The following is a 17435-nucleotide window of genomic DNA, read 5'->3' on the forward strand; positions in this document are numbered from 1 at the left end:
AGCTCCGACGAAGCAAAGCGCTTCGGTAAAGCGGGCCCGGATAGCTCAGTTGGTAGAGCAGCGGATTGAAAATCCGCGTGTCGGCGGTTCAAATCCGTCTCCGGGCACCACTCTTTTTTTCCATGTAAATTATAGAACATAAAGCTCGAACGAGTGAGTGATCGCTTCGTGTTTCGTTGTTGGTTGCGCTTGTTTCCAGTGCATTACTGGTTGCCATTTTTTCGCCAATACCAATCCTGAATTGCAACAAATCTCCATCAAACTCTGGCCATAAGATAAGTATAATTACTTACTCGTAACCCAAGAAAGGAGTATTCGAATGGGAAAAAGTAATCCGCGCCCACATAATGGTCCGAGCACGACGGGCAATCCCTCTGGTGGCGGACGGGGAAATAACCCTCCAGGAGGCAAAGGGAAATAACCAAACCCACTTTAATGCAGCTTTATGCTGGACTTGCACCATCGCCATTGGCGGTGGTGTCTTCAATAAACACTTTTCCCTACGATCTCAGGTGGTGCTCTTTGCATATTCTGGGTCGCTCTGTCCAAAGCGCGTATATAGCCTGCGGTGATTGTAGCTCTTCCGAGGGCTGTGGGAGCATTGTTTGTGGGGTAGGGCGCGCTTCAGGGCCAACGCGGTCCATTGCTCTATTAGAGCTCTCTACGCTCAAAAAAAGCGGACACAGCGGCTTGCGCAGACGGTTGAATTTCTTGCTGAATGAAATTTGTAAGGAAAGTGGTGCCCGGAGACGGATTTGAACCGCCGACACGCGGATTTTCAATCCGCTGCTCTACCAACTGAGCTATCCGGGCCTACTTCATCGAAGCGCTTCGCTTCGTCGGGGCCTGTTGCCCCGTGAGGTGAGCGTCTTATAGAAACTGCTCGGCCCCTTGTCTAGAACCTTTTGAAAGAATTTTCAAAATTCTACTGAGTTTTCACCAGCCCTGTTAATTTTTGAAAACACAGGCAGAATCCGAAGCTCCAAAAGCCTAGGTCTTGGGTACGTCAAGGCTCTTAACAAGCTCTACAGAAAGGGAAAGGGCTTTTCCTGCCGCCATACACATGGATGGAAGGATCATCCATTCTAGTGTCCACGCTGCCCCTGAGCGCTCTTGCTCATGGATTACGGCTTGATGCATTCCAGATAGATGGATCGCATTATAGCGCCCCAACGAAACCAGAACTTCCGCTTTCACCGGATTGCGCTTGTGAGGCATTGCAGAGGAACTGCCTCCGCTACGGATGGTGAGTTCATCAACGCCTTGCTGAACCATCAAGGCAACATCCTGCCCCAGCTTGGCAAGGCTTCCTGTAAGCCTAGAAAGCACGTCAGCATAACGAACAAGGATATCCCGCTGAGCGTGCCAGCAGGAGGACGAGCTAACCAATCCAAGTCGGCCCGCTATCTCGTCAGTGATCTCTTGTCCTTTATCACCAAACGCATGGCGTGTGCCTACAGCTCCGCCCAGTTGCACTGGTAGTGACGTGGTCACTTCATCAAGTGTTTGGGTAATTGCAGCGATAGATCGCTGCCATACATCAATGCGTGCTGTTAGGGGAATGGGCAGCGCCGCTTGCATACGCGTTCGGCCCATAATCTCTACACCGGACGCTTGCTCGCAAAGCGAGCGTAAAGCAGCATTCAGTTGGTCTATTCGCCCGCTTAGAATACCTGCTGTTTCCTTGAGGCTGAGAACGGTTGCCGTGTCCATCACATCCTGACTGGTTGCGCCAGTGTGGATTGCTTTGGCGTACGTCTCCCCAACATGAGCGCGGAACTGACGGACGAACTCGGGGATCGTTACGCCATCTTCCGATGTCTTTTGCGCAATCACAGCAACATCTGGCTGAAAGGTACCTGCCAGTTGATCGACCGCCAAGCCTGCACCGGTTTCAGCTAAGCCTGCCTTTTCCAAGGCGTAGGCCAACGCAACTTCAAAGGCTATGTAGTGCTTTAAAGTTGCGGCTTCACCGAAAGCGTCCGCAACCTCCTTGTCATCTAGAAGATTGCTGAACAGTGCGTTGGGGCCGATCATTGGCATAGATCAGTCCCTTTCCAGAGCGATGGCGATACCTTGGCCAACACCAATGCACATCGTTGCTAGAGCTCTGCGCTTACCAGTCAAGGAAAGCTCAAGTGCAGCAGTACCGGTAATGCGGGCGCCAGACATGCCAAGCGGGTGCCCAAGAGCGATTGCACCGCCGTTGGGGTTAACATGCTCTGCGGCTTCATCAATACCGAGTTCACGTAAGACAGCGATACCCTGACTTGCAAAGGCTTCGTTCAGCTCAATGACATCAAAGTCGGTTGCTTTAAGGCTAAGACGTGCGCACAGCTTCTTGGCTGCAGGAGCAGGGCCAATGCCCATGATGCGCGGCTCAACACCTGCAGTAGCACCGCCAACAACGCGGGCTAGGGGCGTTAGGCCATACTTCTTGACCGCTTCCGCTGAGGCAATCAAAAGCGCTGCCGAGCCGTCGTTGACACCAGACGCGTTACCTGCAGTCACACTTCCGTTTGCACGAAATGGAGTTGGCAACTTCGACAGCTTTTCAGCGGTCGTGCCCGCCCGTGGGTGCTCGTCAGTCGCTACTACTACCGGATCACCCTTGCGCTGAGGAATGGTCACTTCGACGATCTCTTTGGCAAAGCGACCGCTTTCCTGCGCAATAGCAGCTTTGGCCTGTGAGTTCGCGGCGAAAGCATCTTGGTCTTCACGGGAAACGCCAAACTCTTCAGCAACGTTTTCACCGGTCTCCGGCATGCTATCCACGCCGAAGGCAGCTTTCATCTTCGGGTTAATGAAGCGCCAGCCGATTGTGGTGTCGAACACTTCATTGGCGCGAGAAAAAGCGCTAGTTGCCTTTGGCATGACGAAGGGCGCGCGGGTCATGGATTCAACGCCGCCAGCGATCATCAAGTCCGCTTCACCTGCTTTGATCGCACGAGCTGCCGCGATAACCGCATCCATACCAGAGCCGCAAAGACGGTTCATTGTGGTGCCCGGTACAACCGTTGGTAGACCTGCAAGGAGTGCCGCCATGCGAGCAACGTTTCGGTTGTCTTCACCTGCCTGATTGGCGCAGCCGTAGATGACGTCATCAACCGCCGCCCAATCAACACTGGCGTTGCGCTCCATCAAGGCTTTGATAGGCAATGCACCAAGGTCGTCTGTGCGCACGCTTGCAAGCGCTCCAGCGTAGCGGCCAATTGGTGTGCGAATATAGTCGCAGATATATGCCTCAGACATTTACGCAACCTCCCCTTTGCGTTCAACTTTGCGCCCTTCATGTGCGATTCTGGTGCGTTCTTTCAAGTCACGCAGCACTTTGAGTTCATCAGCAGTTGGGGCAGGGGTTTCTTCCAGCTTATCAGCAAACTTTACCGTCCAGCCAACGGTTGCCTGAATATCATCCTTCGTTACGCCCGGATGAAGAGAAACAACGGTGAGCTCTTTGGTTTCTGGATCCGGCTTCCAAATCGCTAGGTCGGTGATTAGAAGCGTCGGGCCTTTGGTTTTGATACCAATGCGTTGACGATGATCTCCGCCTTCACCGTGCCCGAAGGAGGTGAAGAAGTCGATCTTGTCCACGAAGCCGCGCTTCGACTGCTTCATCGTGATGTAGACTTCTTGGGAGGATGAGGCGATTTCAGGCGCCCCGCCACCACCCGGAAGGCGCGTTTTAGGCGCGTCGTAATCTCCAATCACAGTGGTGTTGATGTTGGCGAAGCGGTCAAGCTGTGCTGCACCAAGAAAACCGATGGAAATGCGCCCGCCCTGCAGCCAGTAACGGAACATTTCCGGCACTGAAACAGTGGTGAGCGCGGTATCGCAAAGCTCACCATCGCCAATGGAAAGAGGAAGCGCTTCCGGAGCGGTGCCGATGGTGCCGCTTTCATAAATCAGGGTGATGTCAGGAGCATGGGTTAGCCGTGCAACGTTACACGCAGCAGATGGGGCTCCAATGCCGACAAAACAAACGTCGTCATTTCCCAAAGCACGGGAAGCTGCGATGGTCATCATCTCATCGGGGGTAAAATCAAGAGTGCTCATTGGTTTACCTCCAACCCCTCGACACGTTCGCTAAAGACGTTTGTAGACGCTGCCACGACGTTTTCCTGCATCCACGACTGGAAACGGTCTCGGTCAGCTGCCACCTTGTCCCAAGCAATGTAGTAGTTGTTGTCGCGGCCATAATAGCCTTGAGCGTAGGAGGGGTGCGCTCCGCCCTTAACAACGCAGATCGCTGTTACGGTCCAGTGCGGCAGGACACAGGCGTTCGGATGCGCTTCCAGATCATCAACGATCTCTTCAACCGTCACGATGGAGCGCTTTGCAGCAAGTACCGCTTCTTTTTGAACGCCAACAATGCCTTCGATGAGGACATTGCCTTTGCGGTCAGCCTTGAGGGCATGAATGACCGCCACATCGGGTCTCAGCGCTGGTACTGCGGCTAGTTCTTCACCGGAAAACGGACAGGTGATGGACTTGATGTTCGGGTTCACATCTTTAAGGCCCGCGCCCATGTATCCGCGCATAACGGCCAGTGGCAGGCCAGCAGCGCCTGCCTCATAGGCGTTTGCCATTGCAGCGTGGGAATGCTCTTCAAGCTCGATAGAGCGAGGCCAGCTATTCTCAACGGCATCACGTACGCGGCGTAGAAGCCCAACACCCGGATTTCCTGCATAAGAGAAGATCATTTTCTTCACGAGGCCCATCCCGACCAACTGGTCGTAGATGAGGTCCGGTGTCATACGAATGACCGTAAGCTCATCAATGCCTTGACGGATCACCTCATGCGCAACCGCATGAGGGATCAAGTGGGTAAAGCCTTCAAAGGCAACGCTATCGCCGGATGAGATGATGCTCGAAACGGCGTCCTTAAGTTCCAAAAATTTTGCCATGTTCCGCTAAACTCAGATATCCAGAAAGACCGTTTCGTTTTCACCCTGAATATGAATATCAAAGGTGTAGGTAGAGCCTTCACGGTTGGCGATCAGCGTCGCAACGCGGGAGCGATGCTCGATGCTTCCAAGAACCGGATCAGCGGCGTTTGCAGCTTCTTCCTCAGGAAAGTACATGCGGGTGTTCAGGCCAACGTTAATACCACGCGCCACGATCCAGAAGCTGATATGCGGTGCTTGTGTGCGGCCACGCGGAGCAGGAACTGAAGCCGGTTTGATTGTCTCGAAAACAAACTCACCCGTTTCCGGTTCGACCGGCTGGCGGCCCCAACCGGCAAAGTTCGGATCAGCTTCGCCGCGTGTATCGGAAGGGCTATTGAACAAGCCGTTGCTGTCTGCCTGCCAAATCTCGATCATGGCGTCTTTCAGGGCAGTGCCGGTTCCATCGTATATGCGGCCACGAACAGTAATGCGCTCGCCCTTGGTATCCTCGTTCACCATTCTTGCACCCAGATCTTCTTCAAAGATACCGTGGTTGCCGATGGAGTTTGGCATGCAGCCGATGTGAACGTACGGGCCGGCAGTCTGAGATGGGCTTTCCTTTAGAGGATCAAGTTCATGCATATCAGTTGCCCTCCAGACGGTTGTCGAATTTGGTTGAGCGACGACCGCGCAGCACAATGTCAAAGCGGTACGCGCGGGCATCCATAGGAATTGTGTTGTTCATGTCCAGCTTGGCGGTGAGCTGGTCAATCGCAGCGTCATCCTTGATGGTATTGACGATCGGGCAAAGGCCGATGTGCGGGTCACCCTCAAAGTACATCTGAGTGATCAAACGCTGCGCAAAGCCAGCGCCGAACAAAGAAAAGTGGATGTGAGCAGGGCGCCAGTCGTTCACACCGTTTGGCCATGGGTACGGACCCGGCTTGATGGTGCGGAATGCATAGTAGCCATCTACATCGGTGATGGTGCGCCCGCAGCCGCCAAAGTTGGGGTCAAGCGGAGCGAGATAAGCGTCTTTCTTGTGACGGTAACGACCGCCAGCGTTCGCCTGCCAAACTTCGATCAACGCATTGGATACGCCTTTGCCGCGCTCGTCCAGTACTCTGCCGTGTACTACGATACGCTCACCCAAAGCGCTTTCACCGTTCTTGGCATAGTTCAATGTCAGGTCATCATCGAGCTGACCAAGAATGTTATGACCGAAAACAGGACCTGTAATCTCAGAGATGGTGCTGTCCAGTCGAAGGAGAGGCTTTTGCGGTGAACGCAAAATGCTCGTGCGGTACCATGGTGTATAGGCCTTTGGCTGCCACTCATGGTCTCTCGGGTAAAAAGCGCCTTGCTCTACCTTGTTCGACGTCATGCTTTCCCCTCCCTCTCGCCGTTCTCGGCGACTGTTTTTTTGACGACTTTGATTGCGCTATTGGCCGCTGGCACACCGGCGTAGATGGCGACGTGCAGCATCGCTTCGCAAAGGTCCTCCAAAGTCGCACCAGTATTCGTAGTAGCGCGTACGTGCATTGCAACTTCTTCTTCGTGCCCCAACGCAGCCAGAAGCGCAATTGTCACAATGGAGCGTTCCCTCAACGTCCATTGCTGCCTAGACCATACGTGGCCCCAAGCAGCTTCTGTTATGAGTTGCTGGAATGGTTCATCAAAGGGCGTTGAGTTGCGGCTGGCTCGGTCAACGTGAGGATTTCCCAAAACCTCGCGCCGTGTGCTCATGCCTTGCTCGTAGCGGTCCACGTTACTCGCTGCTTCGCCAACGATAGAAATCGCCGATATGAAGCGTGTAATGAGAGCGGCGGAAGCCTCAGGGGCTTCAACGCACGGCAAATGTCCTGCTCCAGCTATTTCATGATACTCGGCGTTTGGAATGATCTCGGCAGCTTGACGAACCACTTGCGGAGTGGTCGCGCCGTCCTCGCTTCCCACCAAGCAAAGTGTTGGTACCGCAATCGTGGAGGCCATTTGGGTGTAGTCGCCGTCACGAATAGCCTCGCAGGTGCGGATGTAACCTGTCGCATTGGTGCGCACCAGCATGTTGCGAAATGCAGAAAGGGCCGCGGGTTGTTCATCTCTGAAAGATTGAGAGAACCAGCGCTCCATCGTCGCACTTGCAATGGAAACCATTCCGGTTTCCCGAACGCGGTCAATGCGTGCTTGCCAAAGCCCTGCATCGCCGATTTTCGGAGCACTGTCCATAATAACAAGACCGCTAAAAAGCTCAGGTCGCTTTGTACAGACATCTAGAGCAATTATTCCGCCCACGGATAAGCCGCAAACCACAGCATCGCTCAATTCCAGAGCATCCATAAGCCCGATCAGGTCATCGCCGAGCTGGCCAATGTCGTACTTTTCATCGCCGATATCGGAAAGGCCATGCCCGCGTTTGTCGTAGCAAAGCACGCCAATATGGCTTGGCAGGAACTCAATAAACTGGTCCCAAATACGAAAATCCGTCCCAAGGGAATTAATAAGCACAAGGGTTTTCGCCCCCCGTGATGCTTTTCGGTACCGATAATGCACGGCAAGCGAATTTATGCTCTCGAACAACATGCACGTCCTCCTAAAGTGAAGATTGCATGACAAGTCACCTATGAATAATGTTATTTTCGTAGGTAAACATATCGATTTGAACATGAATCATTTACGCAGATTGAAACTCCGTCACCTCGAAGCATTCGTTGAAGTTGCTAGACAAAACAGCGTTAGTAGAGCTGCGAAAGCGCTCAACCTTACCCAACCTGCGGTAACCCGCACACTGAAGGAGCTGGAAGAAATCTGCGGCAAGCCCTTGCTGGAGAAGCAGGGCAGAGGCATCAAGCTTTCCCAGTTTGGTGAGGTCTTTTTGCGTCACGCGGGGCAATCTCTTGCTTCTGCAAGAAACGGTGTCAAGGCGCTTACCCAGCTCTCACATTCGCAAGGGCCAAAGGTGCGTATTGGCGCGCTGCCAACGGTTGCGGCCTCTGTAATGCCTCAAGCCGTTAAAGCCTATCTGGATGCGGGTATGAGGAACCGGCTGCACATCGTCACCGGTGAGAACGAGGTGCTTCTCAATCAACTTCGTAACGGTGACCTTGATATCGTAGTGGGCCGTCTACCCGCGCCAGAAAAAATGCAGGGGCTTACGTTTGAACCCGCTTACAGGGAGCGCGTTGTCTTCGCAGTAAGTGCCTCTCATCCTCTAGCCAAGACGAAGCAAGTGTCCATTCAGGACCTTACGGCCTATCCCATGCTGCTTCCATCTGCAGGGTCTATCATCCGGCCTTATGTGGACCGTCTCTTCATCGAGCAGGGCGTACCAGAGCCAGAGTCGATCATTGAAACGGTATCCGATTCATTCGGCCGTGCCTTTGCAAATGACTACGATGCGATCTGGGTCATCTCGCGCGGCGTGATCGCCAGTGAAATTGCAAGTGGCTTAATGATCGAGTTGCCCGTTGAAACCGCAACAACCCTTGGGTCTGTTGGTCTTAGCGTAAAGGCAGAGGGACAGTTGGAGCCGGCTGCTCAGCTATTTGCGGAGATTTTCTTCGGAATTTGTAGGTAATCAAAAAATCCGAACAAATAGCAAAGTCATATCGTTCCGGCGCTTTGCGGTGAAAATGAATACCAAAATCGGTATGGAATACTACGAAACTATAATTATTCCTTGGTGATCTTCTGTGCCATTGTTCAATCGGGAAATTTATCGGCTGAGCTGCAAAAAACAACAAGACGAGGCTCTTTAGCCAAAATTCATTCGATTTTCTTTCTTGTTTGAAGGGCAAATTACTTTTGGGGAGGATTTAACTTTGGCAACCCGTCTACATCATTTGGCAGCAAGCGCGACGCTTCTGCTCTCTTCAGTTTCTATGGCAGGTGCAGCAGAGCACACCTTCAAGCTTCACCACTTTCTAAGCCCTAAAGCGCCAGCACACACGCAGATGCTCGTGCCGTGGGCGAAGGCCGTTGAAGAAAACTCTGGCGGCTCTGTAAAAATCGAGATCTTTCCATCCATGACACTCGGTGGTCGTCCGCCAGAGCTTATCGGTCAGGTGCGTGATGGCGTTGTAGATCTAATCTGGACCGTTAACGGCTATACCGCGGGCCTGTTTCCTCGCACCGAGGTGATGGAACTGCCAAACGTTTATCGCAACGATCCAAAAGCTGCTAACTTGGCGCTCTACGATATGTTCGAGGATGACCTGCGCAGCGAATACAAGGGCGTGGAAGTCATGTTCCTCCACACCCACGCTGGTCAGGGCCTGCACACCACTGATAAGGAAGTGCGCACACCTGACGACATGAAAGGCCTTCGCCTGCGCACCCCAACCCGTACAGGCGCATGGGTGATTGAGGCGCTTGGCGCAGCACCTGCTGCAATGCCTGTGCCTGAACTGCCAACCGCGCTTCAGAAGGGCGTGATTGATGGTGCGTTCATTCCGTGGGAAATCATTCCACCGCTGAAAATTCAGGAGCAGACCCAGTATCAGATCGAGGGTGCAGGCAAAGCACGCTTTGGTACAGCAGTCTTTCAGGTTTCTATGAATAAGGACCGTTGGGAGAGCCTGCCGGAAGATGTTCAGAAAGCCTTCCGCGATGCAAGCGGTCCTGAGTGGTGGGGCAAGGTTGGCGACATCTGGCGTGGCACAGATGACTTCGGCATCAACTTTGCGACCAAAGCTGGCAACACGCATATCACTTTAAGTGAAGAAGAAACCAATGCCTTTAATGAGGCTCTTGAGCCAGTTGTGAACCGCTGGGTTGAAGAGGTTGCAGAAAAAGGCATCGACGGTCAGGCGCTCGTAGAAAAGGCGCGTATGCTGGTAGAAAAACACAGCAACTAATATGGCTGCATTTCAAAAACTGGGGCGCACCGGCTTTGCCGGTGCCGCCGAAAAGATCATTGTGAGTTGGGCGCTTCTTGGCGGCTTGGTGCTGCTCGGCGTCGTTGGCGTGAACATCTACTCCGTCATTGGCAATATGCTCGGTGCGCCGTTTCCCGGCGATATCGAGCTGACCCAAATGGGTGTGGTTGTGGCTATTTTCTCGTTTCTGCCATTTTGCCAGATAACGGACAGCAACGTCACAGCCGATATCTTTACCAGTAAGGTTAGACCGCGCACGCAGGCGTTCCTTGCACTTCTGGCATCGCTGATCGCATTCGGTTTTGCGCTGCTTCTGCTCTGGCGGATGTACAATGGTATGAGCGACCAACGCGAATACGAGTACACCACGACGATCCTGCAGATGCCGATCTGGTTCTCCTATCTTCCTGTTCTTTTTTCGCTGGCTCTCTTAGCGCTTGCCAGCCTGATAACCCTTAAAGAAAACAGTCAGCATGTAATCGAGGGGTGATGCTGTGGCTGAAACAGTTGCAATGGGCGTGGGCAGCCTTGCTGTTCTCGTATTCCTGATAACAATAAGAATGCCAATTGCGTACGCCATGATCCTTGTTGGCGGTGTCGGAATTGCGCTGGTAAATGGTCCCGCTCTGCTGCTCAACCAGCTGAAGACACTCGCTTACGGCCAGTTTTCTATCTATGACCTTTCGGTCATTCCACTTTTCATTCTTATGGGGGCGATGGCTGCCAAAACGGGCCTGAGTAAAGCGCTCTTTAGAGCTGCAAATGCTTGGCTTGGTTGGATGCGCGGCGGCACCGCAATGGCGGCAATTGCATCCTGTGCAGGCTTTGGCGCGGTCTGCGGATCCTCACTGGCAACAGCCTCCACGATGGGGCGCGTCGCGCTGCCAGAGCTTAAGCGCTACAATTACTCCGGCGCTTTGGCGACGGGTACCCTTGCCGCAGGTGGTGTTCTCGGCATTCTCATTCCGCCGTCCGTTGTACTCATCATCTACGCGATTATCGTTGAAGCGAACATCGTGACGATGTTTGTAGCTGCGTTCATTCCCGGCATTCTCGCAGTCATTCTCTTCATGCTGACCATCGCGCTCTACGTGCTGATTAACCCAAAGGCTGGACCAAAGGGCGGCGCGGGATCGCGGGAAGAGTTTATGGCGGCGACCTTGGGTGTTGTGCCTGTTGTCACTGTTTTCGGACTTGTTATCGGCGGTATCTACTTCGGGCTTTACAATCCAACGCCCGCCGCTGCTGTTGGCGTTTTTGCAGTTGGTGTGTTTGGGCTTATTCAGCGTAATCTTGGCCTTGGCGATATGGTTGAGGCGCTCAAGGAAACAGCCAGCACATCCGGCATGATCTTTATGATCTTGCTAGGCGCAGAACTCCTCAAGATCTTCATGTCCCGTATTGGTTTGCCTCAGGAAACGGCTGCTTGGATAGCATCCTCAGGTCTTGAGCCGATGACTGTCCTCATTCTCATCCTTGTGGCGCTTATCTTCTTGGGCTGCCTGATGGATAGTATGTCGATGATGCTGCTTGCTATCCCGTTTTTCTGGCCTGTTTTGATGGAGCTGAACGGCGGTCTTTACCAGATGGCCGATGGCGCAGGCTTTGGCATGAGCACCGAGGACCTGAAAATCTGGTTCGGAATTCTAGCGCTGATTGTCGTTGAGCTAGGGCTGATTACGCCGCCTGTCGGTATGAACGTATTTGTTATTTCGGCGCTTTCTGAGGATACGCCGATGAGCGAAACCTTCAAAGGCGTAGCTCCGTTTTTCGCAGCTGAGATTGTGCGCGTGGGCATTTTGCTCTCGTTCCCGATACTCACGCTTTGGCTGCCAAGCGTCCTGTAAACGGGACGGGCAGCACCAAAACCATTTATAGGCGCAGGCGTTTTTGTCTGCCACAAAACATCTCAAAAGGGCAGTTGAGGTGAGGGGAGAGTATTGCTTGATACCGATCTCTCAACATGTCGGGAAGGATTAGCATGGCCGTGAAAACCATGAAAACGCAGGTCGCAATCGTTGGTGGCGGTCCTGCCGGAATGATGCTCTCGCATATTCTGAGCGAGAACGGCATCGACTGCATAGTCGTGGAGCGGCAGAGCAAAGACTATGTTCTCTCCCGTATTCGTGCTGGTCTGCTTGAGGCAGGTAGTGTCCAACTGCTTCGCGACCACGGCCTGTCTGAGCGCATGGACAGAGAGGGCAAGGTTAAACGCGGTTCGTGGATAGCTCGTCAGGGTATGGAAAGCTACTTCATCGATACCGTGAAGTGGACTGGCCAGTCGATGATGGCATATGGCCAAACCAATATTACCGAGGACCTATATGAGGCTCGGGAAAAAGCAGCAGGCGCTATTATCAACGAGGCAACAGACGTTGCTCTGCATGATGTGAACTCCGATGCTCCTTATCTCACTTTCGAGAAGAGCGGCGACAGCTACCGATTGGCATGCGATTACATCGCTGGCTGTGACGGTTTCCACGGGCCTAGCCGGAAAGCTATTCCCTCAGACATTCTGCAGGTATTCGAGCGGGTTTATCCGTTTGGTTGGCTTGGAATTATGGCAGAAGTTCCGCCGCTTCCGGACCTCGTATATGCCTATCATGAAAGAGGTTTTGCGCTAGCGTCCCAACGCAACCCAATGCTGAGCCGGTATTACGTTCAATGTCCGATTTCAGATAGTGTAGAAGACTGGTCAGATGATCGTTTTTGGGAGGAGCTGTTGGCTCGTTTGCCAGAGGAAGCCGCTAGCCAAGTAGTAACCGGTCCCTCTATCGAAAAGTCCATAGCGCCACTCAGAAGCTTTGTTGCCGAGCCGATGCAGTATGGCCGCCTGTTCTTGGCCGGAGACGCGGCCCATATCGTGCCGCCAACAGGGGCAAAGGGCTTGAATCTGGCGTTTTCTGATGTGTTTTATCTCTCTCGCGGTTTGATAGAGACATATAAGTCCAATCAAACTCAGTATTTGGAAGACTACTCAAACACGGCCCTTAAGCGTGTTTGGGCAAGTGAGAACTTCTCATGGCGTATGACACAGCTCATGCATGTGTTCCCAGATACCGATGCATTTGAAGAAAAAATCCAGCGCAATAACTATGAGCTGCTGCTTTCAAGCGAAGCGCACCAACGTGCAATCGCAACGGAATACGTCGGCCTTCCGTTCTGATCCTCAGAACGATCGCATCGATGACAAGGTGGGGCCGCCAACCGTTAGCGGTCCCGTCTTCTGACGCGCATCCGCCCCTAAAGTTTGGAGCCACAAGGGGGCGGCAAGTTCTCTGTGTATTGCGGGGGTGCGAAAAGCTCTGTCTTGAACCTGCCTCTTTTGGTGGGCACGAGCGCACGACTCGCCGTCCGCTATGCGGGTATAATTGGAAATGCAACGCTTTCACGCCCTTGCTTCCTACCTAGCGGCCTTGTGTTTTTATACGCATATCAACGGGTTAACGAAATTGGAGTGGGCGACCACACTTCAAGCAAACTCTCGGCAATAAAATTGGGATGTTTTAGCCACATTCAGCCAGTTAACTAACGAATTAGTTGCAGTTGAGAATGGTATCTCGCCCATGCCTTAGAGAAAATTCACTTTCACCGAAGAATGAATATAGAAACCAAGCTGTGTGTGTTGATACTTGCTCGTGTTTCTATATGATCCTCATAGTTGTCTAACGTATAGTCAGCTTGTGAGCGCGAAGCGTTCTTGAGGATGCAGAAGTATCCTTAATAAATTCAGATACCAGAACCACAATTAATAATAAGGGATCTGTGTCGTTGGAAGAATTTACACATCGTAACTGTTGAGTGCTGAGTTTCACCTCAAATATTTTGTAGGTTATGCAGCCCTCATAAGAGTTATGTGCCGCTCTTTAAAGCGCCTGCTTGAGGGCTTCTTCCAACAAAGCTTTGGTTGCTGTGGTCGTAACGGCCTAAGGGAGATGGGTTCATCGCGCGGATACGCGCAGAACTTGGAGACCTAACTGCAAAAGCAGCCGCAAGCCCATTTCCCGAAAGCTGGAGAGAGATATGGCGCGTACTATGAAGGCAGCGGTTGTCCGTGAATTCAACAAACCCCTCTCTATTGATGAAGTCCCCGTTCCCGAAATCGCTCCCGGGAAAATAATCGTCAAAATCGAAGCAAGCGGTGTTTGCCATACCGATCTCCATGCTGCTGATGGTGACTGGCCGGTAAAACCCAACCCTCCTTTCATTCCTGGGCACGAAGGTGTGGGCCATGTAGTCAGCGTCGGTAAGGGCGTAACTTCAGTGAAAGAGGGGGATCGCGTCGGCGTGCCTTGGCTTCACACTGCATGTGGTCACTGCAAGTATTGTCTCTCAAGCTGGGAAACACTTTGTGACCATCAGCAAAACACCGGTTATTCGGTAAATGGCGGCTTTGCTGAATACGTTCTGGCTGATCCAAACTACGTTGGGCACCTTCCTAAAGGGCTGGATTTTAACACCGCCGCTCCGATCCTGTGTGCAGGCGTTACCGTCTACAAGGGCCTGAAAGAAACCGACACCAAGCCCGGAGATACGGTTGTAATCTCTGGCATTGGCGGGCTTGGTCATATCGCTATTCAGTATGCGAAAGCGATGGGACGGCATGTCATCGCCGTCGATATTTCCGAAGATAAGATGAAGCTTGCTCGTGAGATGGGCGCGGACGCGACGATCAACGCGCTGGAAGTCGATCCTGTCAAAGAAGTGCAAAAACTGTGCGGCGGAGCGGATGGTATTCTCGTTACTGCAGTCTCTCCAAAGGCGTTTAGTCAGGCCTTGGGAATGCTCGGTAAGCGTGGAACTATGTCTCTGGTCGGTCTGCCACCGGGAACCTTTGATCTCGACATCTTCGGCACGGTTCTCAACCGAAAGACAATTCGCGGTTCCATCGTCGGTACTCGGATGGACTTGGCGGAGTGCCTCCAGTTTGCAGGCGAAGGCGCCGTAAAGGTGCACTACACCACCGAGCCTCTTGAAAACATAAATGACATTTTCTCTCGGATGCGGGCCGGAAAGATCGATGGCCGCATCGTGATGAACATCTAGCTGCAAGAATAGTTGCTGGAGCGGCGGAAGGTCCGCTCCGGCGGCTCAACAATGATAACCGGCGAAATAAAACGTCGGAAAACAGGGAGGCACACGTGCCAAGGATTGCGTTAAAGGCGCCGCTGGATGGCGTTTTGTTGCCACTAGAACAAGTCCCGGATCCAGTTTTTGCCGGAAAAATGGTCGGCGACGGCATATCCATCGACCCTTTGAATGAAGTGCTCACCGCGCCGTGTGCAGGTAAGGTGACACAGCTTCATCGCGCTGGACACGCTGTCACCCTAACAACCCCTGAGGGTATGGAAATCATGCTCCATATCGGGATTGACACCGTGAGCTTAAAGGGTGAGGGATTCACTCCCAAAGTGGGTGAGGGCCAGCATGTGTCACTAGGTGATGAGCTTATCGCTTTTGATGCTGACTATCTCGCCACCCACGCCAAAAGCCTCCTTACTCAAATGATCATCACCAACTCCGATCGGGTGTCCTCGTTTGAAGCAGCCGAGGGGTTTGTGAAAGCCAAGAGTGATACGGTGCTGACCGTGGAATTTGGCGCTGAACAAGCGAGCGAAAGTGTTGGCGGTCAAAAGGTTGTCTCTGAGGCGATCCTTATTCCCAATCCGACAGGTCTCCATGCAAGACCGGCGGCAGTCCTTGCCAATCTAGCAAAGAAATTTGAATCCAAAGTGCTCCTGCAAAGGGGGGATGATCAAGCCAACGCCAAGAGCGTTGTCGCGATTATGGGCCTGAACATCGAGAAGGGAGCCAAGGTTTCTCTGATCGCAGAAGGGCCAGATGCAGCCGAAGCTATTGAACTCATTGCCCCTGAACTTGCAAACGGTCTGGGTGATGAAGGCGCGGTTCCAGCACCTGCGCCTGCAACAATCGAAATTCCTGAGGATAGCCAGCCTGTTCCGGTACCTCGTTCTGATGACCCTAACTTGTTGCTCGGTGTAGCCGCCGCGCCCGGTTTGGCCGTTGGCAAAATTTTCCAGTACCGCCGGGATGAAATTCAGGTGCCGGAGACGGGCGGTGAGCCGAACGAAGAGCGTCGCCGGTTGGATGATGCGATCAATACCGGTAAAGGGCAGTTGCAAGCTCTTCAAGCAGAGTTAAGCGCACAGTCTCAGCCGGGTAAGGCTGCAATCTTTGCCGCACATGAAGAGCTGCTGGAAGACCCTGAACTTGGTGATGTTTCCGAAAGCGCGATAGCGAAAGGAAAAAGCGCAGAATACGCGTGGAAGCAAGCCTATACGCTAACCGCAGAGCGCCTTGCAGCGCTTCCAAATGAAGTCCTCGCCGCGCGTGCAACTGACCTTAGAGACGTGGGGCGAAGGGTTCTGGGCATTCTAACAAATAAGCCTGTAGAGCAAGTTGAACTGCCTTTGGAGTCGGTCATCATCGCTGAAGACCTTACGCCATCAGATACAGCTATGCTCGATAAAAGCCGCGTCGTCGGCATTTGTACCGTTGGCGGTAGTGCAACCTCCCACGTCTCAATTCTTGCAAGAGCCTTCGATATTCCAACCGTCGCCGGTATCGAACCACGGGCAATGGACCTTGAAGAAGGCCAAACGGTCATACTGGACGGCTCCAAGGGCAACATGCGCCTTAATCCGGGCGCTGAGCAGGTCGCAAAGGTCAAGCGAGCTAAGGACCGCTCCGCTGTAAAGAAAGCTGCGGACCTTGCCAAAGCCAACGAGCCTGCAATCACCATCGACGGACACCGCGTTGAGGTTGTTGCCAATATCGGCGGGCTTGAGGAAGCACAAAAGGCGGTTCAGATGGGCGCGGAAGGCGTTGGCCTGCTTCGCTCAGAATTCCTCTTCCAGGAGCGTGCATATGCTCCGACCGAGGATGAGCAGGCCTCTATGTACAATGATATTGCAGAGGCCCTTCAGGGTCGTACGCTCATCATTCGTACGCTCGATGTTGGCGGTGATAAGCCACTGCCGTACCTGCCTCTTCCAAAAGAGGAAAATCCGTTCCTCGGCATTCGCGGCGTGCGGCTGGCTATTGACCGGCCAGACATCCTGCGTGGTCAAATTAGAGGTATCTTGCGCGTCAACAAAGCCAAGCGTCTTGGCATGATGTTCCCGATGGTCTCTACTCTGGCTGAAATCCGCTCCCTTCAAGAAGTGGTCGCGGAAGAAAAAGCCCGCGTTGGCAGAATTGATCCAATCGAGATCGGCATCATGGTGGAGGTTCCCTCTGCCGCACTTATGGCCGAGCAGTTCGCTGCTGAAGTGGACTTCTTCTCCATCGGTACAAACGATCTGACCCAATACACCATGGCCATTGATAGGGGGCACCCTAAGCTCGCCAAAAACGCAGATGCAATGAACCCTGCGGTTCTAAGGCTGATAGCCCAAACTGTAGAAGGGGCTAAAGCGCACGGAAAGTGGGTAGGCGTTTGCGGTGGTATTGCTGGTGACCCAAGAGCTGTGCCAATTCTGGTTGGTCTTGGCCTTCATGAGCTAAGCGTTAGTGTTCCGGCTGTCCCTGCCGTGAAGGCGGCCGTTCGCAATTACACCCTGCAACAATGCCAAGAGCTTGCGGAAAAAGCGCTGAAAATGGACAGCGCTGCAGACGTTCGTGCTCTGGTTCCAGAAGAAGACTGATAGGG

At 53.1% G+C, this 17435-nt stretch carries 14 protein-coding genes and 2 tRNA genes; 8 read left to right on the plus strand and 8 right to left on the minus strand.

Annotated elements, in window-relative coordinates; all coding sequences use genetic code 11:
• Positions 1-34 precede the first annotated feature (34 nt).
• Positions 35-110 (plus strand) — tRNA-Phe (locus tag E1162_RS16550).
• Between the two features lie 627 nt (positions 111-737).
• Here E1162_RS16550 and E1162_RS16555 read toward each other — a convergent pair.
• The 8 genes from E1162_RS16555 to pcaDC all read right to left on the minus strand — a co-directional run bounded on the left by E1162_RS16555 (position 738) and on the right by pcaDC (position 7469).
• Positions 738-813, minus strand: a tRNA-Phe gene (locus E1162_RS16555).
• A 177-nt stretch (positions 814-990) separates the two neighbouring features.
• Positions 991-2043: a 3-carboxy-cis,cis-muconate cycloisomerase gene (locus E1162_RS16560; RefSeq protein ID WP_155133481.1), complete on the minus strand. Its 1053-nt coding sequence runs from the start codon at positions 2041-2043 to the stop codon at positions 991-993.
• 3 nt (positions 2044-2046) lie between these two features.
• Positions 2047-3252 (minus strand): 3-oxoadipyl-CoA thiolase, encoded by a 1206-nt coding sequence (pcaF, locus tag E1162_RS16565; protein WP_155133485.1) that lies wholly within the window; start codon positions 3250-3252, stop codon positions 2047-2049.
• Positions 3253-4056 carry a CoA-transferase subunit beta gene (locus E1162_RS16570; protein ID WP_155133488.1) on the minus strand — a complete coding sequence of 268 codons (804 nt, stop codon included), beginning with the start codon at positions 4054-4056 and terminating at the stop codon, positions 3253-3255. It lies immediately after the preceding gene.
• Positions 4053-4907: a CoA transferase subunit A gene (locus E1162_RS16575; protein WP_155133491.1), complete on the minus strand. Its 855-nt coding sequence runs from the start codon at positions 4905-4907 to the stop codon at positions 4053-4055. Before E1162_RS16575 ends, E1162_RS16570 begins: the two co-directional genes overlap by 4 nt.
• Positions 4908-4919: 12 nt before the next feature.
• Positions 4920-5531, minus strand: coding sequence for a protocatechuate 3,4-dioxygenase subunit alpha (pcaG, locus tag E1162_RS16580; RefSeq protein ID WP_155133496.1), 612 nt, complete (start codon positions 5529-5531; stop codon positions 4920-4922).
• 1 nt (position 5532) lies between these two features.
• Positions 5533-6273 carry a protocatechuate 3,4-dioxygenase subunit beta gene (gene pcaH, locus E1162_RS16585; protein WP_155133500.1) on the minus strand — a complete coding sequence of 247 codons (741 nt, stop codon included), beginning with the start codon at positions 6271-6273 and terminating at the stop codon, positions 5533-5535.
• Complete coding sequence (pcaDC, locus tag E1162_RS16590; RefSeq protein ID WP_155133504.1) at positions 6270-7469, minus strand: bifunctional 3-oxoadipate enol-lactonase/4-carboxymuconolactone decarboxylase PcaDC; 1200 nt, start codon at positions 7467-7469, stop codon at positions 6270-6272. The genes pcaH and pcaDC overlap by 4 nt, the downstream gene beginning before the upstream one ends.
• 82 nt (positions 7470-7551) lie before the next feature.
• Between pcaDC and pcaQ the strand changes: the two genes are divergently transcribed.
• The 7 genes from pcaQ to ptsP all read left to right on the plus strand — a co-directional run bounded on the left by pcaQ (position 7552) and on the right by ptsP (position 17430).
• Entirely contained in the window at positions 7552-8463 is a 912-nt protein-coding gene (gene pcaQ / locus E1162_RS16595; protein ID WP_155133507.1) for a pca operon transcription factor PcaQ, read from the plus strand.
• Positions 8464-8767: 304 nt separating this feature from the next.
• On the plus strand, positions 8768-9742 hold the full coding sequence (locus E1162_RS16600) for a TRAP transporter substrate-binding protein (protein ID WP_155133828.1): 975 nt from the start codon (positions 8768-8770) through the stop codon (positions 9740-9742).
• Position 9743: 1 nt separating this feature from the next.
• On the plus strand, positions 9744-10253 hold the full coding sequence (locus E1162_RS16605) for a TRAP transporter small permease (protein WP_155133510.1): 510 nt from the start codon (positions 9744-9746) through the stop codon (positions 10251-10253).
• Between the two features lie 22 nt (positions 10254-10275).
• On the plus strand, positions 10276-11610 hold the full coding sequence (locus E1162_RS16610; protein ID WP_155133830.1) for a TRAP transporter large permease: 1335 nt from the start codon (positions 10276-10278) through the stop codon (positions 11608-11610).
• Between the two features lie 149 nt (positions 11611-11759).
• Complete coding sequence (gene pobA / locus E1162_RS16615; RefSeq protein ID WP_155133832.1) at positions 11760-12929, plus strand: 4-hydroxybenzoate 3-monooxygenase; 1170 nt, start codon at positions 11760-11762, stop codon at positions 12927-12929.
• An 857-nt stretch (positions 12930-13786) separates the two neighbouring features.
• Positions 13787-14809, plus strand: a complete 1023-nt coding sequence (gene adhP, locus E1162_RS16620) for an alcohol dehydrogenase AdhP (RefSeq protein WP_155133513.1) — start codon at positions 13787-13789, stop codon at positions 14807-14809.
• A gap of 95 nt (positions 14810-14904) precedes the next feature.
• Entirely contained in the window at positions 14905-17430 is a 2526-nt protein-coding gene (gene ptsP / locus E1162_RS16625) for a phosphoenolpyruvate--protein phosphotransferase (protein WP_371311994.1), read from the plus strand.
• The last annotated feature ends 5 nt before the right edge of the window (positions 17431-17435 follow it).

Origin of the sequence: Pseudovibrio flavus (genome assembly GCF_009711345.1) — a bacterium.
In the GTDB taxonomy this organism is placed as follows: Bacteria; Pseudomonadota; Alphaproteobacteria; order Rhizobiales; family Stappiaceae; genus Pseudovibrio; species Pseudovibrio flavus.

Coding starts and splice junctions, on each gene's coding strand:
- E1162_RS16560 (WP_155133481.1), bottom strand. CDS start 2,043: ATGCCAATGATCGGCCCCAACGCACTGTTCAGCAATCTTCTAGATGAC.
- pcaF (WP_155133485.1), bottom strand. CDS start 3,252: ATGTCTGAGGCATATATCTGCGACTATATTCGCACACCAATTGGCCGC.
- E1162_RS16570 (WP_155133488.1), bottom strand. CDS start 4,056: ATGAGCACTCTTGATTTTACCCCCGATGAGATGATGACCATCGCAGCT.
- E1162_RS16575 (WP_155133491.1), bottom strand. CDS start 4,907: ATGGCAAAATTTTTGGAACTTAAGGACGCCGTTTCGAGCATCATCTCA.
- pcaG (WP_155133496.1), bottom strand. CDS start 5,531: ATGCATGAACTTGATCCTCTAAAGGAAAGCCCATCTCAGACTGCCGGC.
- pcaH (WP_155133500.1), bottom strand. CDS start 6,273: ATGACGTCGAACAAGGTAGAGCAAGGCGCTTTTTACCCGAGAGACCAT.
- pcaDC (WP_155133504.1), bottom strand. CDS start 7,469: ATGTTGTTCGAGAGCATAAATTCGCTTGCCGTGCATTATCGGTACCGA.
- pcaQ (WP_155133507.1), top strand. CDS start 7,552: ATGAATCATTTACGCAGATTGAAACTCCGTCACCTCGAAGCATTCGTT.
- E1162_RS16600 (WP_155133828.1), top strand. CDS start 8,768: ATGGCAGGTGCAGCAGAGCACACCTTCAAGCTTCACCACTTTCTAAGC.
- E1162_RS16605 (WP_155133510.1), top strand. CDS start 9,744: ATGGCTGCATTTCAAAAACTGGGGCGCACCGGCTTTGCCGGTGCCGCC.
- E1162_RS16610 (WP_155133830.1), top strand. CDS start 10,276: ATGGGCGTGGGCAGCCTTGCTGTTCTCGTATTCCTGATAACAATAAGA.
- pobA (WP_155133832.1), top strand. CDS start 11,760: ATGAAAACGCAGGTCGCAATCGTTGGTGGCGGTCCTGCCGGAATGATG.
- adhP (WP_155133513.1), top strand. CDS start 13,787: ATGGCGCGTACTATGAAGGCAGCGGTTGTCCGTGAATTCAACAAACCC.